This window comes from Aeromicrobium sp. (assembly GCF_025965075.1).
Classification (GTDB): Bacteria; Actinomycetota; Actinomycetes; order Propionibacteriales; family Nocardioidaceae; genus Aeromicrobium.
The window spans coordinates 1-15,750 of the sequence record NZ_JAOPXQ010000237.1 but is presented as its reverse complement, the minus strand read 5'-3'; the positions used below and the strand labels follow the sequence as shown (position 1 = coordinate 15,750).

The window sequence follows — 15,750 nt, the reverse complement described above, 5'->3', positions numbered from 1 at the left end:
CGACGACACGGAACGCATCGGACGGGGCGTCGCTCGCTGACGTGGACCACGCGACGAGTGATCCGCCGCGGACGACGTAGAACTCCCCCGGCTGCGTCGGCCAGGCGTCCCGCTCGTCGAGGCGACGGTAGCCCGCGGCGTCGAGCTCGGAGGCCACGGTGCGACACACGTGGAACGGCGTCGGGGAGGCGTCGATGAAGCTGCAGAGTTCGGCGGCGGGAGCGATGGTCACGACCGTCAGCCTAGTGGTGGCGGACGCACGAACGCCCCGACCCGGAGGTCGAGGCGTTCGTGGTGGAGGGCTGCGAGCTCACTTCGTGAGCTGCACCCCGTCCGCATTCCGCTTGTGATCCGAGAGGTCCTTGTGAGCCGAGGACGAGTCGTGACGGCCGCCACGACGAATGAACACTCCGAGACCGATGAGGATGACTCCGAGGATGAGGCCGCCGAGCGGGACAGTCGTCTTGACCGCCGCGAGCAGCTTGGACTTGCCCTCGTAGTCGTTGACGTTCTTGGTCACGTTGGCGTCGGTGTACGCCAGCGTGGCCTTGGTCGTGGTCAGGACACGCTCGCCATCGAGCTCGAGGTAGTTGTCCTGGGCCGTCCGGCCCCAGATCACGACCCCGGTGACGGGCTCGACGCTGTAGTCCGTCACGCTCGAGTAGATTTGGTCGGCCGTCACGGTCGACGCCTTCTCGTCGATCAGCGAACCGGGAACGTCGATCGTGCCCGTCTTGATCGGGGCGATGGTCTGGCGGTACTTGTAGACCTTCAGGCCCTTGACCTTGCCCTCACCGACGTACTTGGCGGGTGTCGCCTTGCGCAGCGTGCCGTCCCAGAACTGGTAGGTCTTCTTCTCCGAGCCGAACGGGAACTTGAAGTAGAGGCCCTTGAAGTCACCGGGGGCGACCTCCTTGCCGTCCGCGAGCGACTTGGTGTCCTCGTAGGACACGGACTGACCCGTGTTGCGGTCGAACGCCACGCGGTCCTGCGTCGCGCTCAGCGCGGTCTCGCCGCTGGCGAAGTCGAAGGTCGGCTTGTCGGTGCTGTCGTAGATGTCCCAGATCGCGACGTCCTTGCCGAGCGCCTCGCTGGCCTTCTTGCTCGCCTCGACGTCGCCGCGAACGGCCTTGACGTTCTTGAGCGGGCCCTTGGTGATCTTCAGGCCGGCGGCCGCGTCGAGGTACTCGGCGTCCGCGCCGGGTGCCGTCTGCGCCATGCTGGTCGTGTCCTGGTTCAGGGGTACGACCGCGAGCTGGTCGTACATGTAGAACTTCGACAAGGCGGCGAGCGCGATCAAGAACGCGCCGAGGAACAGTGCGACTGTCCCCAATTTCTTTCCCACTGTGGGCTCCCTCCACATAATGATTCACTGAGAACGTAGCAGCGACGGGGGTCACCAGGTGTCACGTCCGATGGATCGTGCGCTGAGCCTGTCGCGCCACCGTGCTGTGAGACGATCTCCGACGTGACTTCGCTGCTCGACGAGGGCACCGCGGTGGTCCGCGCGGTGCGCCATGACCCCACCGCACGACGTCGCGCCCTCACCGTCGTGGCGATCACGCTCATCACGGCGCAGCTCATCCTTCGCGCCTGGGCCGTCTGGGGCAGCTGGTTCTTCGGCGACGACTTTGTCTTCCTGGCCGATGTGGCCCGTGGCCAGGCCGATGCCGAGTGGTTCTTCCACCGCCACAATCTGCACTTCATGCCCGGGTCGTTCGCGCTGGTCGTCCCGGTCGCCGCGGCGGGCGTCTACGCGTGGCACGTGGCGGCAGTGGAGATGATCGTGTTCCAGGCGGCCGCGAGCCTGGCCTGCTGGTGGATGCTCCGCACGCTGTTCGGCAACAGGGCCATGATCCTCGTGCCGCTGACGATCTACCTGTTCTCCGTCGTGACGATCCCATCCCTGATGTGGTGGGCCGCCGGGGTCAATTCCATCGCGGTCCAGCCCTTCATGTTCGGGGCGATCGGCCTGCACGTCCTGATGCTGCGAACCGGCCAGCGCCGCTTCGCGCTGGGCGCGGCGCTGTGCGTGCTGCTCGCGCTCCTCTTCTACGTCAAGGCGCTCCTGATCGCGCCCGTGCTTGCGGTCCTCGCGGTGTGCTACGCGGCGCAGGGCCCCCTGCCGCGACGGATCTGGTCGCTGCTGGTGCGCTTCCGTCTCGCATGGACCCTCTACGCCCTGTCCGGTGTCGCCTATCTGATCGCCTACTTCACCCTGCCCGCCGAATCGTCGCCTGCCGGAAAGGTGGACTACGTCGACCTGGCCGACACGTTCGTCGTGAAGAATCTGTCGACGGCCCTGTTCGGGGGCCCGTGGAGCTGGCTGGAGATCGGCGGCGAGGCCGGACCACGTCAGCTCGCCGACCCCCCACAGGTCGCCTGGATCATCTGCCTGCTCGTCCTCGGCGGCGCCGTCGTCCTGCTCGTCGCCCACTACAAGGGCGCGCTGCAACCCCTGTGGTTCGTCGTGCCCTACGTGCTCGTCACGGCTGGTCTGCTCGGCTACGGTCGCGCGGGGGTCTTCAAGATCACCTCTGCCGAGATTCGCTACTGGGCAGACTTCATGCCTGTCCTGACACTGGCGGCTGCCCTGTCGCTGATGCCGTTGCGCGGCCTGCCCGCCGTCCTGGTCCGCCGTCCCGTCTCGCTCATGAGTCGACGCGTGGCGCACCGCATACTGGCCGGCTACCTGGTGGTCTTCGTGGCCGGATCGATCGCGTCAACCCTCGGCTACGTCAAACCCTGGCACCAGGACTTCGATGCACGGCGATATCTGACGACGGCACAGCAGGATCTCGAGTCCCGGTCGACTCCTGTCCCACTGGCCGACCAGGCGGTGCCCGGTCCGGTCATGCCCGCCCTCTTCGACCCGTACAACCTTCCGCGCCTGCTCCTGTCCCCGCTCGCCACACGGTTCACGACTCCTGACGTCGCGACCGACATGCAGGTGCTGGACGACAACGGCTCGATCAAGCCGGGATTCGCCTCACCCGACTTCACCGTCGCGTCCCGCCGGCTGGCTCGGTGCCTGCAGGGCGGCGCCGAGTCCCAGCACATAGCTTTCGGATCGGCGACCTACGACTTCCCGTTCTGGCTGTCAATGTCCTATCGGTCCGACACCAGCACCGAGATCGGACTCGTCGTGGGGACGAAACACTACGACGCTCGCCTCGAGGCCGGCACGCACACGCTCAGCCTTCGCACGGAAGGCAGCAACGATCGCATCGTGTTCGACCTGCCGTCGGGGGCACGCCTGTGCGTCAACACACTCAACATCGGAACCTGGATGGAACCACGATGACGACCGCACGACGCGACTTCCCCCAGCTGGATGCGATGCGCGCTGTGGCGTCCATCGCCGTCGTGGCGACGCACGCCGGCTTCTGGTCGGGCTACTACACGACCGGCCGGTTCGGCGTCGCCGTGCAGCGGCTCGAGGTCGGCGTCGCGATCTTCTTCGTGCTCTCGGGGTTCTTGCTGAGCCGGTCCTACCTCGTCTCGGCCCACGACCGCGTGCCCCACGAGGCCGCCAGACGCTACTTCAGCAAGCGCGTGCTCCGGATCTTCCCGGTGTACGTCGTCAGTGTCGTCGCGGCGTTGGCGCTGATCGAGGAGAACCGGTCCATGGGCCTGGGTCGATGGATCCAGAACCTGCTCCTGGTGGACCTCTACCGGGAGGACCAGCTCCCGCAGGGGCTCACCCAGATGTGGAGCCTCACCGTCGAGGTCGCGTTCTACCTGATCCTCCCCCTGCTCGGCGCCTTCTTCATCCGTGTGCTGTGCCGCCGGCGATGGCGTCCGGTACGGCTTCTCGCCTTCCTGCTCCTCGTGATGGTGGGGAGCCTCGCCTGGGTCCTGGTCACCCACACCGTCGACGCCTCGTGGGCCGGCCACGCCGCGCGCTGGCTTCCCGCGTACGGCAGCTGGTTCGCGCTCGGCATCGGCCTCGCGGTGCTGACGATCGACTCCTCGTCGCCCGGTCGCCTGACCGGCGCGCTGATCGCCGCGGGTCGTGACCGGACCTCGTGCTGGGTGGCTGCCGCCGCGATCTTCGCGATCGTCTCGACCCCCCTCGGCGGGTCGCCGCTGCTCATCGCGCCGACGCCGACCCAGGCCGTGATGCGCCACGTCTGCTACGCACTCGTCGCGGTGCTCGCGGTCGCGCCGTGCGTCCTCGGCAGCGACGACTCCCCCGTGGCACGAGTGCTGGCCCTGCCGCCCTTGAGGCACCTCGGTCACATCTCGTACGCGATCTTCTGCTGCCACGTGACGGTCCTCGCGGTGGGGGTGCCCGCGATGGGGTTCACCGTCTTCGACACGTCGTTCCCACTGCTGTTCGTCATCATCTTGGCGATCAGCATCGTGGTGGCCGAGGCGCTCTACCGCGTCGTCGAGAGACCGTTCATGTCGCTCGCACCCGGCCGCCGCCGCCAGACGACACCGACGACAACTCCCAGCGAGAGCGCTGCACACAGCTGAGGGAAGCGCCACGGGATGACCGGCACGTCGCCCCCGGCGATGGCCCACCACGCGTAGCACCCGACGGCCGGCAGGAGCGTCGCCGCGACCCACCACGCCGCGGGCTCGCGACGCGTTGCCACCTTCGACCCGATCGCCGCGCCGATCAGCGCAACGGCCACGCCCGCGGTCCCGGCCACGAGACCCAGGAGCGCGAACATCCCGAGGAAGCCCCCGATGCTCAGGTCACGCGGCTGCTGGGCGTCCGCGACGTGACGCGGACGACGACCGCGCACGAGCACGATCCCGATCAGGGCGAGAGCCGTCACGGCACCCAGGACCAGCGCCGCACGATATGCCGTGTTGGCGGTGAAGGTCTCCTCCACCTCCGTGGACCCTGTTGCCGGCAGGCGCCAGCCGCGTTGCCACCCGTTGACCGTGACCGGCACGGCGGCCCGTCCATCGGCCACGCCGGTCCAACCGAGGTTCGCGTTCTGGGCACGTGTCACCAGATTCCCTGCGCCGGTCCCGTGACTCGAGGAGCCGCGAGCGGTCATGACGACGCGGCCCGCTCCGTACAGGTCCGAGGCGTTCACCGTGACTCGGTTGAGCCCCTTGGCCATCGTGAGGGGGACGTCGTCGCACAAGCGGGCAGTGCCCGGCTCCGAGGCGGCGAAGGCCGCGAGCGAGGTCCGCACGGCCGTCCGGTGGGTCTCGCCGTTGATGCGGACCGACGGCCCCGACCCGCACGGCAGGACGATCATGTCGCGGGAGAGTCGTGGCTGCTTCGCGGGCTCACCGTCGAAGGTGAGCTCGGAGACCCCGACCGGCAGGACGCTGGGGAAGCCGTCGACGCCGAAGTCCCGCGCCTCGCCGTTCGTCTTCAGGTGCACCGCGACGTGATCGGCACGCACCGAGGTGAAGCGACCCTTGCCGTCCTTCAGCTTCACCTGTCGCAACGTGCCATCGTCGAGCTCGAGCGTCACGGCCGACACGCTGGAGGCCGGCAGTCCCGCGAGCGTGCTGACGTCGATGCTCGAGATCGTCCGGGTCTCCTTCCACCGCACGTCGAGGGTGGGGTCGGTGTCGCCGAACGCGGAGATCCATCCCGTCCGGGGGTCGCCGTCCGCGACCCGGGCCACGCTGTTCCGGACGTCCGCGGCGAGGCTCGAGCTTGCGGAGACGATCTGCGGCAGACCGTCCTGGAGCAGGGCGTCGGCGCCCGCGCCCGCCACCGGGGCGGTCACGACCCTGAGGTCGTAGTCCGAGGTCGTGGGCATCGGGAGGATGCGATCGATCGTGACCGCGTCCTCGCTCTGCGTGCCCACGCCGGCTCGACACCGGTCGAGCTGCTGGACTGTCACGCACGACGGGCTGCCGCCTTCGTCGACTCCGAGGACGACTCGGTCGACCTTCCCCCAGGCCTTCGGCGTCGAGGGCATCGCGAGTGGTCGGGAGAGGGACAATGCCTGCGAGGACACGCTGGCGATCGCGAGACGGCGCGAGCCCTGACGGTCACCTTCGATGTGGAGCTCGCCCACCCGGCCGACGTCGACCAGGACCGGATCTCGTCCCACGGCAGTACGCCGGACCGTGCCATCCTCGGTCGAGATGCGCAGCTCCACCTTCTCGCCTGGCGCCGCGTCCGCGACGATGCGCACGCCACCGACGTCACGCACCTTCGCGAGCCCGAGGCGCAGCCAGCCGGTGTCGGAGTCTGCGACCCACGACGTGCGTGGATCTCCGTCGAACGCAGACCACACGTGCGAGCCGGGGTCGACGGACCCGAGGCTGTCGGCGCCCGAGCTGGAGCTGGAGGCCTCCAGCGAGACGGCGCCACGCAGGACCGGCGTGCTCAGCCACTCCTCGTCCCGCGGCTGCAGGTAGTCGTGCAGGCGACGCTTGAGTGCGTACGGCTCGTCGACCGCGAGCGACGCCGAGCGCAGGGAGTCGACCCTTCCGAACGAGGCCTCCTGACGACGCAGCCCGTCGGTCACGAGCAGGTCCCCGGCCGGAGACTCGTCCTGGTCCTGCGCCAGGACGACGGAGCGGCCGTGGAGCACACCGAGCTCGTCGAGGACCGTCGTTCCCTCGGCCGAGCCCACGACCGTCGGTGTCGTCTCCAGCGTCTGGATCGTGGATGACGGCGTGGGGTCGTCGACGGCCCAGATCTCGATCGCCTGGTGTGCCGACTGCCACCCGCCGGCGGAGAACGAGCGCTCGCTGTCGAGGTCGATCATGGGCTCGCCACCCAGCGTCGGACCGAATCCCGCCACCTTGCTCAGACCGGGCGTGTTCCGCAGGGTTGCGTAGACCGGCTCGGTCCGCCCGTCGGCGACCTCGGGCTCCAGGTCGTTGCGGACGACGAGCTGACCCACCCCAGCTCGACGCAGGCTGGTCGGGAGGCCTGCCGAGCCCCGTCCCTGGTTGAGCGCCGACGTGATCGAGTCGAGGTAGCGGATCGTGCCGGTGGGCGTCAGGGGGATGCTGTTGCGGACTGCCCACGGGGATCGCGCGATGGGCTGCATGAGCTCGTCGCCGGTGCTGCCCCACAGGTAGTCACCGAACCCGGACGAGGGGACCATCAACGAGGTGCCGACCCCGGCACGCGCAAGGTAGTCGGCGGTGTCCTGCCAGTAGGTCGGCGTCACCTCGAACGAGCGACGGTTCGCGAGCTCACCCGTCCACGCGGGAGCGGTCGCGCCGACCAGGGCGGCAGCCACCAGCACCGCGGCCCCGGCCCGCCGCACCACGTCGCGACGTTCCGCCTGCGCGCCTCGCCTCACGGCGGCGTCGAGGGCGTACGCGGCACCCAGCACCAGCGGGATCCGCACCACGACGTCGAACTTGTGGGTGTTGCGCAGGGGTGCGAGCGCACCGTCCAGCAGCTCCTGGGCGGACCCGGACCACCAGCCTGCCACCGAGCCGGTGTGACCGATCGTGACCAGGGCGAGCCCGCTCAGGACGCTCCACAGGAGGAATCGGCGGTGCGTCGCCGGCGCCAGCGTGATACCCACGACCCCGAGGACCATGAGGACACCGGTGTTGAGGATGACGGCGGCATTCGTGATGAGCTCCCGGCCCGCCACCGCCCCCGACGAGATGTACGGCACCCAGTTGGACGTGCCCCGCAACGCGTCCACCAAGGTCGCGGCGGAGGTCGTGACCGAGGAGCTCTCGATGAAGTCGAGGAACGGCGGGCTCACCGAGCCCAGGAGGAACAGCGGCGCGAGCCACCAGAACGTGCCGAGCAGGATCAGCGGCGGCCACCAGATCATGAGTGCGCGTCGGCGCGGACCCCGAGGCGCGGTCAGCAGCCAGATCGCACCGAGCGGGATGACGGCGAAGGTGGCGACCGCGTTGACGCCGCCGACCGCCGCCACGGCGAGCGCGCTGAGCGCTGCTTGTCGCCGGGGGCTGCCCCGCCGCAGCCCCAGGACCAGGGGAACGAGCACCCACGGCGCCACCGCGGACGGCCACACCTCGATCGAGCTGGGTCCGATGACCGAGAGGATCCGGGGCGACAGCGCGAACAGCAGGCCGGCGAAGATCTGCACCCCGAGCGAGGAGATCCCCAGGGCCTTGCACAGGGCCACCATCCCCAGGAACGCGACGCACAGCAGCATCGCCCACCACAGTCGCTGCACGACCCACGGGGACAGGTCGGCGGCGTGGCCCAGCCAGAAGAACGGTCCCATCGGGAAGAGGTATCCGTACGCCTGGTTCTGCACCTGGCCGAAGAAGCCGTCGGCGTCCCACAGGTCCAGCGAACGAGCCAGGAACCCACTCGGGTTGATGACCAGGTCCAGCTTGGTGTCAGCGACGATCCGCCCGGGCTGCTGGACCAGCGCAAGCGCGGCAAGGACCAGACATGTTGCGGCAAGGCGAAAGCGTCGACGTACGTCGCTCACGTCTTCCTCAGGACGATCGCCAGGTTCCACGTCACGAGCTCACGCAGCACCGGGACCCGCAGGACCCACCACGACCATCGGGGCAGGTAGCGCGGGATGACGGCCACGACCTCGGCGCCGGTCTGCTTCTTCGCCCACGCCAGGCCCGCTCCGGCGGTCACGGCGAACAGCGAGGTCCCGAACACGTTCTTGGGCGGGTGCCCGTGCTTCTTCTCGTACCTGCGTGCGGCACGGTGGCCGCCGAGGAAGTGCCACGGCGCAGTCTCGTGACCGCCCCAGGGGCCGAACCACAGCGTGTAGGAGATGAAGACCAGTCCCCCGGGCTCGGTGACCCGCACCATCTCGTCGGCCATCGTCCATGGCTCGCTGACGTGCTCGAGGACGTTCGACGAATAGGTGGCACCGAAGCTGTCGTCCTGGAACGGCAGCTGCATGCCGCTGCCCAGGACGGTGCCGGGCATCGGCTCACCCAGCCCCGAGAGCTCGCCGAGGTCCGCGTCGAGCGCCGTGTAGGTCGCCCCGGCCGCACGGAACGCGTCGGCGAAGTAGCCGGGGCCGCCGCCGACGTCGAGCGTCCAGCGGCCGTCGAGGTCGGCGTACGTGCTGATCTGGTCGACCGAGTCACTCGCCAACGTCCCGTAGAAGCGGTCGGGATCGGTCTGCTCGACACGAAAGGCCCGGAACAACTGCCAGGATCGTCGCAGAGTAGGACGGAAGGACAGGTCGGGCACCCGGAAAGGATACGGGAGCAGTGGACCACCCCACTGATAGCATCAGGTTGTCGTGTTGAGGGACACGACACCGTCACGTTGAGGGACGTGTCGCGAGGCAGCTGCCGGGTTCGCCCGGCATCAAAGGGAGGGACCGGCACCCGCCGGTCGAGCCATGGACATACTTTTCTGCAACTGGCGGGACACTCAGAACCCCGAGGGCGGCGGCTCCGAGCGCTACGTCGAGAACATGGCGCGTGGCCTGGTCGAGCGTGGTCACCGTGTCACCATCGCGTGCGCCGCGCACGACAGTGCGCCCCGCACCGAGGTCGTCGACGGCGTCCGCTTCGTCCGCCGCGGCACCAAGATGGACATCTACCTCCGCACGTTCCTGGCGCTGCTGCTGGGGCGCTACGGCAAGGTCGACGTCGTCGTCGACGTGCAGAACGGCCTCCCGTTCTTCACCAGGCTCGCGACTCGCAAGCCCGTCGTGGTGCTGGTGCACCACGTGCACCGCGAGCAGTGGCCCGTCGTCTACCCCGGCTTGATCGGGCGCGTCGGCTGGTGGATCGAGAGCCGTCTGTCACCGCGGCTCTACGCCCGCAGCAAGTACGTCGCGGTGTCGCAGGCGACCCGGCTCGAGCTCATCGACCTCGGTGTCGACCGTGATCGCATCACGGTGATCCACAACGGCAACGACCTGGCCCCGTCCGTCGAGGGCACCCGCTCCCCCGCGCCGCGCATCTGCGTCCTGGGTCGCCTCGTCCCGCACAAGCAGGTCGAGCACGCGGTGGACGCCATCGCTGACCTGGTGACCGACCATCCCGACGCGACGCTCGACATCGTCGGTGCCGGCTGGTGGGAGGACGAGCTGCGCGCCTACGTCCGCAGCCGCGGCGTCGAGGACAACGTGGTCTTCCACGGGTTCGTCGACGACGCGGCCAAGCACGAGATCCTGTGCCAGGCGTGGGTCATGGCGCTTCCCTCGATCAAGGAGGGCTGGGGCCTGGTGATCGGCGAGGCCGGTAGTCACGGCGTGCCGACCGTGGCCTACAGCACGGCCGGCGGCACGACCGAGTCGATCGACCACAAGAGCTCGGGTGTCCTGGTCGACACGCCGGAGGAGTTCACCAGCACGATCCGTGAGCTCGTCGAGGACGAGCAGTGGCGTGCCTTCCTCGGGCAGGGTGCGCTGGAGAAGTCACAGACGTTCTCCTGGTCCGCGTCCCAGGCCGACTTCGCCGCGGTCGTGGGCTCGGTCCACCCGTCGTAGCAGGCAGCAGCAGCTGGTCGGGTCGGCCGGAGCCGACACCTCCGGGACGGACAAGAAGGGCGGACCCCGTGGGGTCCGCCCTTCTGACGTGCCTGGTGCCGGTGATCAGCCGTTCGAGCCGTAGCTCACCGAGCTGCTGGTGCTGATCGGCTTCTCCGCCGCGCTCTGCTGCGACTGGACAACTCCGACAACGGTGGCGCCCGCAAGACCGAGTCCCGCGATGAAAGCGATGATTCCGCCAGTAAGTGTTCCCACAATTAAGCCTCCCTCAAGACAGCCCACAGCGTAACAGGCCAAGGGGGTCAACCCCGGATCAAGCGCACCGTCCCGTTGCCGAACCCCTGTCCGACTACCCTGATGGCCATCATGCCCACCAGCACTCGTACCCCGACGAGCACCGCCGCAGCGATCCTGCGGTCGGCTCGTCCCCGTCAATGGGCCAAGAATCTGCTGGTGATCGCCGCGCCGCTGTCGGGCGGCGTGATCGACGAGCCACATGTGATCCCACGAGTCCTGGCGGCATTCGTCTCGTTCACCCTCGCGGCGTCGGCGGTCTATCTGTTCAACGACGTGAGGGACGCGGAGGCAGACCGTCGTCATCCGACCAAGCGCACCCGGCCCGTGGCCTCCGGAGCACTGAGCTCGGGGCTCGCGACATCCGCCGCCGCCGCGCTGGCCGTGTCGTCGATGGGGATCGCTCTCGCCGTCGGCGTCGAACTTGCGCTGACGATGGCCGTCTACCTCGCCGTGCAGGTGCTCTACGCGATGTGGCTGAAGCACCAACCAGTCCTCGACCTGGCGATCGTCTCGGCCGGCTTCCTGCTGCGGGCCATCGCCGGTGGCGTGGCGACCGGCGTCGAGCTGTCCCAGTGGTTCCTGTTGGTCGCGTCGTTCGGCTCCCTGTTCATGGTCGCCGGGAAGAGATACTCCGAGCTGATGAGCCTGGGAGAGGGGTCCGGCACCCGCCGGAGCCTCGAGACGTACTCGGAGTCGTACCTGCGCTTCGTCTGGAGCCTGGCCGCATCCGTCACGGTCATGGCGTACAGCCTCTGGGCCTTCGAGATCCGTGGTGACTCGACGATCAGCTGGCAGCCGATCTCGATCGCCCCGTTCGTCCTCGGTCTGATGCGCTATGCGGTCGACATCGATCGTGGGCTCGCCGGCGAGCCGGAGGACGCCGTGTTGCGCGACCGCGTGCTGCAGGTCCTCAGTCTCATGTGGCTGGCGACATTCGCGCTGGGCGTCTACTCGACCTGATCCGGTCGGCCCGCCCCCTGACGACTCCCGCCAGGCCCAGCAGGAGGGTCAGGCCGGCGACGGACCAGGTCACGATCATGATCCGCCGGTCCCCCTCGTCGACCGGTCGTGCCCGTGCATCCGGGATCGTGAAGACCCGGATCCCGTCCCCCGTGACCGGCAGCTCTCGCGCACCCCGGACCTGACGCAGAGATCGGTCAGCGTCGAGCGCGTCGGTCTCCACGACGACGATCCCGATGCCCCGACGCGCCAGCCGCGCAAGGACGTCGTGGTCCTTGCCGGCGAGGATGCGGCCGATGCCGGCGGCCCGCGGGTCCTCCCCAGCGATGGGCCGCCCTGACACGTCGAGCGCGTCGTTGGTGACCGTCGTCCGGTCGAAGTAGCGACCGGCGGGGTCGAGCACCGGCGTGTCGTCGTTCCACGCCGGGCGGCGGTAGGCCGTGAAGGGCAGCACGAGGATGTCGCCCGGGACCGAGCTCTTCTCGATCGTCTCCCGCGCCGCGGTCCACGACGCCGGGTACGACGTCGGCTCCACGCGCCCACCGACACCGAAGGCCAGGTCGGGGAGCGCCGCGAGTGGCAGCACGATGGCGAGGATCGGCACTGCGGAGGCCCAGGAGGTGTGCCTCAGCCTGCTCGCCGCCGCGGAGGCACCGACGCCGAGCGCGACGGCCTCCAGGGGCACGAGAAGGGCCAGCCACCGGGTGCCGTCGCGCACGATGCCTCCGGCCGGTACGTCCTCGACGACCCGGCCGACCAGGTCGGGGGCCAGCCAGCCACCGAGCGCGATGACCAGACCCACGCCGCCGGGCACCGCCAGCGCGCTCAGGAGCCGGCGGTCATCGCACCACAACGCGACGAGCCCCACGATCATGAGGGCTCCGAGCAGCGCGGCCAGGACCACCGCCGTCACGAGGGTCCGCGAGGTCGGGACGACATCGGTGTTCCAGATGCCGCCGAGCGTGAGCGCTGACCCGAGCTTGCCCAGGCTCCCCTCCCCCTGCAGGTCGAACAGCGCGGCGGCGGCCGGGTCGGTCCGCGCGATGTCGACGTGGAGCAGGCCCGACACGATCCACGGCCCGTTGACCAGCGCGGCGAGCAGGATCAACCGGACGGCGCCATGTCGCCAGGCGGCGACGCCCCCCATCACGAGCCCCATGACCCCGGTCGCGGGGCTCAGCGCGGTCGCCGCGAGGGCCAATGCCGCGATGGACCACCGCGGGGCGTCGTCCTCGACGAACGCCCGGACGAGCCAGGGGAAGCCGGCAAGTGCCACCAGCACCGGCCACTGGCCCAGCACGAGCCGCTCGGCGACGTACGGGTTCCAGATCGCCAGCGTCGCGGCGGCCAGCTGCGCGGCCACGGATCGGTGCCGGAGCAGCCGGGCCATCCCCAGACCCAGCACGAACAGCGCGATCAGCAGCACGAGCCGTTGGACGAGGACCGCCGGGATCGCAGCGCCCAGCAGACCCGCGACAGCGTCCGAGGGCACCGCGCGGGGCAGGCCTGTCCCGAGGCCCCACACCTCCGGACGGTCGAGGCCGAGCTGTGGCACCCAGACCATGTCATAGGTGAGGAGATAGCCCCCGCGGAGCCACGGGACGCCGATGACGATCGTCACCGCGGCGCACCACAGAGGCACCACGCTCGCGCGCCATCGCTGCATGCTCGCCCCTCGTCGTGGTTGGTCCTGTCCACGGCTATTGTGCCGTGGTGAGGACCGCACGGACGACGATGACCGGCGGCACCCTCGTGGCCGCCGGGATGATGGGCATGAACGTCGCCGTCTACGGCTTCAACGTCGTGGCGGCCCGCCTGCTGGTGCCCCACGAATTCGGGGCCCTCACGGCGCTGTTCGGCATCATCCTGGTCGGGACCGTGGCCTCGTTGGGCCTGCAGGCCGTCACCGCCCGTCGGCTCTCCGTGGATCCGGAGCACAGCGGCGAGATCATCAGCGCCACGGCTCGCGTCACCGTCATGGTGGCCGCCATGGTGGGACTCGTGGTCGCGCTGTCGACCGTCGTGCTCACGCCGATCCTGAGGCTCGACGACTACTGGTCGGTCGTCCTGTGCGGCGCGACCCTGGTGCCGCTGACGATCATGGGCGCCCAGGCGGGCGTGGCCCAGGGCACCGAGCGCTGGGGCTCCCTCACGGCGGTCTATCTCGGCAACGGGTTCGGCCGGCTCATCGGCGGCACCGCCGCGATGCTGATCAGCCCGACGCCGGTCGCGGCGATGGTCGGCATCGCCGTCGGGTCGTGGCTGCCCGTCCTCGTCGGGGCCCGCCTGCTGCTGGGGCACGGCAGCCATGGTCCGCCGGTCAGCCGCAAGCCCCTGATCCGCGAGGCGCTCCTCTCGACGCACGCCCTGCTGGCCTACTTCGTCCTCAGCAACATGGACTCGCTGATCGCCCGTAACGTCCTGGACGAGCACGACAGCGGCCTGTACGCCTCGGGGTTGATCCTCGCCAAGGCCGCCCTGTTCTTCCCGCAGTTCGTCAGCGTCGTGCTCTTCCCGTCACTGGCCCGAGCGACGACGCACCACGCCCGGCTGCGGGCCGTCTCGCTGGTCGCGGCCTTCGGCGCGCTCGCGGTGCTGGCGACAGCGGTGCTGCCCCGGCTCGCCCTGATCCTGGTGGGCGGCGACAAGTACGAGGAGATCACCGACCGATTGTGGCTCTTCGCCCTCGCCGGCTCCCTGCTGGCGATCGTGCACCTGCTGGTCTTCGAGGCCCTGGCCCGGCACGCCCACGGCATCGTCGTGATGATCTGGGTCGCGGTCGCGGCAGTGGTCGCCGCGGCGTACGGCCTGAACGTCGACATCACGGGTCTCGTGCTGACCGTGGCAGTCGTCGCCGCGGTGCTGGCGACGGTCGTCTACCTCACCCCACACCCGACGAAGGCTCCGCCGAGCTCGCTCGCGACCGACCCCCGCGACCTCTGAGGGCCGTCCGCCGGTCAGTGACCGGCCTCGTGCCACGTGCGACCGACACCGACCGAGACGTCGAGCGGCACCGACAGGTCGGCGGCTGAGGCCATCTGGTCGCGGACCAGCTGCTCGACCTGCTCCCGCTCCCCCGCGGCGACCTCGAGCACGAGCTCGTCGTGCACCTGCAACAGCATCCGCGAGGTGAGCCCGGCGGCGTCGAGCGTCCGCTCGACGTTGAGCATCGCGACCTTGATGATGTCGGCGGCCGATCCCTGGATCGGGGCGTTGAGGGCCATCCGCTCGGCCATCTCCCGGCGCTGCCGGTTGTCGCTCTGCAGGTCCGGCAGATAACGCCGGCGACCCATGATGGTCTCGGTGAAGCCGGTCTGGCGTGCCTCGTCGACGAGGCTGCGCAGGTAGTCCCGCACACCACCGAACCGCTGGAAGTAGTCGTCCATCAGGCCCTGCGCCTCGCCCGTGGTGATGCCGAGCTGCTGGCTCAGCCCGTAGGACGACAGTCCGTAGGCCAGGCCGTAGTTCATCGCCTTGATCCGGGCCCGCAGCTCGCCGTCGATCTCGCTGGGGTCACGGCTGAAGACCTTGGCCGCCATGACGGTGTGGAAGTCCTCGCCGGAGTTGAAGGCCGCGATGAGGTCGGCATCCTCCGACAGGTGGGCCATGATCCGCATCTCGATCTGGCTGTAGTCGGCGGTCACGAGGGTCTCGAAGCCCTCACCCACGCAGAACGCCTCCCGGATGCGTCGTCCCGACGCGGTGCGGATCGGGATGTTCTGCAGGTTGGGGTCGTTGGAGCTCAGCCGCCCGGTGGCCGCGATCATCTGGGCGTACGTCGTGTGGATGCGGCCGTCGTCCGAGATCGACTTGCGCAGCCCCTCGACGGTCTGCCGCAGCCGGGTCACGTCGCGGTGGTCCAGCAGGTGCTGCAGGAACGGGTGCCCGGTCTTGGCGAACAGCTGCTGCAGCGCCTCGGCATCGGTCGTCCAGCCGGTCTTGGTCTTCTTGGTCTTGGGCATGCCGAGCTCGTCGAACAGCACGACCTGCAGCTGCTTGGGCGAGCCGAGGTTGATCTCCTTGCCGATCGCGGCGAACGCCTCGGAGGCCGCGTTCTGGGCGCGCCCGGCGAACTCCGACTCCAGCTCGACCAAATGGTCGTCGTCGATCGCGATGCCGGTGCGCTCCATCCGCGCGA

The 15,750-nt window shown here is 69.4% G+C and carries 10 protein-coding genes and 1 pseudogene; 5 read left to right on the top strand and 6 right to left on the bottom strand.

From position 1 onward, the window contains the following. Together JWQ91_RS14205 and JWQ91_RS14200 are read right to left on the bottom strand one after the other, a co-directional pair. Positions 1-232 (bottom strand): annotated as a pseudogene (locus tag JWQ91_RS14205) (M18 family aminopeptidase); the annotation flags it as partial. 78 nt (positions 233-310) lie between these two features. After that, the gene (locus JWQ91_RS14200) at positions 311-1,333 is read right to left on the bottom strand and encodes a DUF3068 domain-containing protein (RefSeq protein WP_297785444.1); all 1,023 of its coding nucleotides are present in this window, start codon (positions 1,331-1,333) and stop codon (positions 311-313) included. Between the two features lie 135 nt (positions 1,334-1,468). Here JWQ91_RS14200 and JWQ91_RS14195 point away from each other — a divergent pair, with 135 nt between their 5' ends. Continuing rightward, positions 1,469-3,304, top strand: coding sequence for a hypothetical protein (locus JWQ91_RS14195; RefSeq protein ID WP_297785441.1), 1,836 nt, complete (start codon positions 1,469-1,471; stop codon positions 3,302-3,304). Then, a complete protein-coding gene (locus JWQ91_RS14190) occupies positions 3,301-4,482 on the top strand; it encodes an acyltransferase (RefSeq protein WP_297785438.1) in 1,182 nt (393 codons plus the stop codon). The genes JWQ91_RS14195 and JWQ91_RS14190 overlap by 4 nt, the downstream gene beginning before the upstream one ends. On the opposite strand, the gene JWQ91_RS14185 is transcribed toward JWQ91_RS14190, so the two are convergent. Further along, positions 4,383-8,372: an alpha-(1->3)-arabinofuranosyltransferase family protein gene (locus tag JWQ91_RS14185; RefSeq protein ID WP_297785433.1), complete on the bottom strand. Its 3,990-nt coding sequence runs from the start codon at positions 8,370-8,372 to the stop codon at positions 4,383-4,385. The genes JWQ91_RS14190 and JWQ91_RS14185 overlap by 100 nt on opposite strands. Beyond that, complete coding sequence (locus JWQ91_RS14180; RefSeq protein WP_297785430.1) at positions 8,369-9,103, bottom strand: class I SAM-dependent methyltransferase; 735 nt, start codon at positions 9,101-9,103, stop codon at positions 8,369-8,371. Before JWQ91_RS14180 ends, JWQ91_RS14185 begins: the two co-directional genes overlap by 4 nt. Positions 9,104-9,257: 154 nt before the next feature. Here JWQ91_RS14180 and JWQ91_RS14175 point away from each other — a divergent pair, with 154 nt between their 5' ends. Both JWQ91_RS14175 and JWQ91_RS14170 read left to right on the top strand, forming a co-directional pair. Beyond that, complete coding sequence (locus JWQ91_RS14175) at positions 9,258-10,355, top strand: glycosyltransferase family 4 protein (RefSeq protein ID WP_297785427.1); 1,098 nt, start codon at positions 9,258-9,260, stop codon at positions 10,353-10,355. Between the two features lie 366 nt (positions 10,356-10,721). Beyond that, entirely contained in the window at positions 10,722-11,612 is an 891-nt protein-coding gene (locus JWQ91_RS14170) for a decaprenyl-phosphate phosphoribosyltransferase (protein WP_297785424.1), read from the top strand. On the opposite strand, the gene JWQ91_RS14165 is transcribed toward JWQ91_RS14170, so the two are convergent. Then, complete coding sequence (locus tag JWQ91_RS14165; protein WP_297785421.1) at positions 11,569-13,278, bottom strand: hypothetical protein; 1,710 nt, start codon at positions 13,276-13,278, stop codon at positions 11,569-11,571. The genes JWQ91_RS14170 and JWQ91_RS14165 overlap by 44 nt on opposite strands. 47 nt (positions 13,279-13,325) lie before the next feature. Here JWQ91_RS14165 and JWQ91_RS14160 point away from each other — a divergent pair, with 47 nt between their 5' ends. Continuing rightward, complete coding sequence (locus tag JWQ91_RS14160; protein WP_297785418.1) at positions 13,326-14,555, top strand: polysaccharide biosynthesis protein; 1,230 nt, start codon at positions 13,326-13,328, stop codon at positions 14,553-14,555. 14 nt (positions 14,556-14,569) lie between these two features. Here the strand turns inward: JWQ91_RS14160 and JWQ91_RS14155 are convergent. Next, positions 14,570-15,750: DNA polymerase (locus JWQ91_RS14155; RefSeq protein WP_297785415.1), on the bottom strand; the 1,181-nt coding region annotated here is incomplete at its 5' end.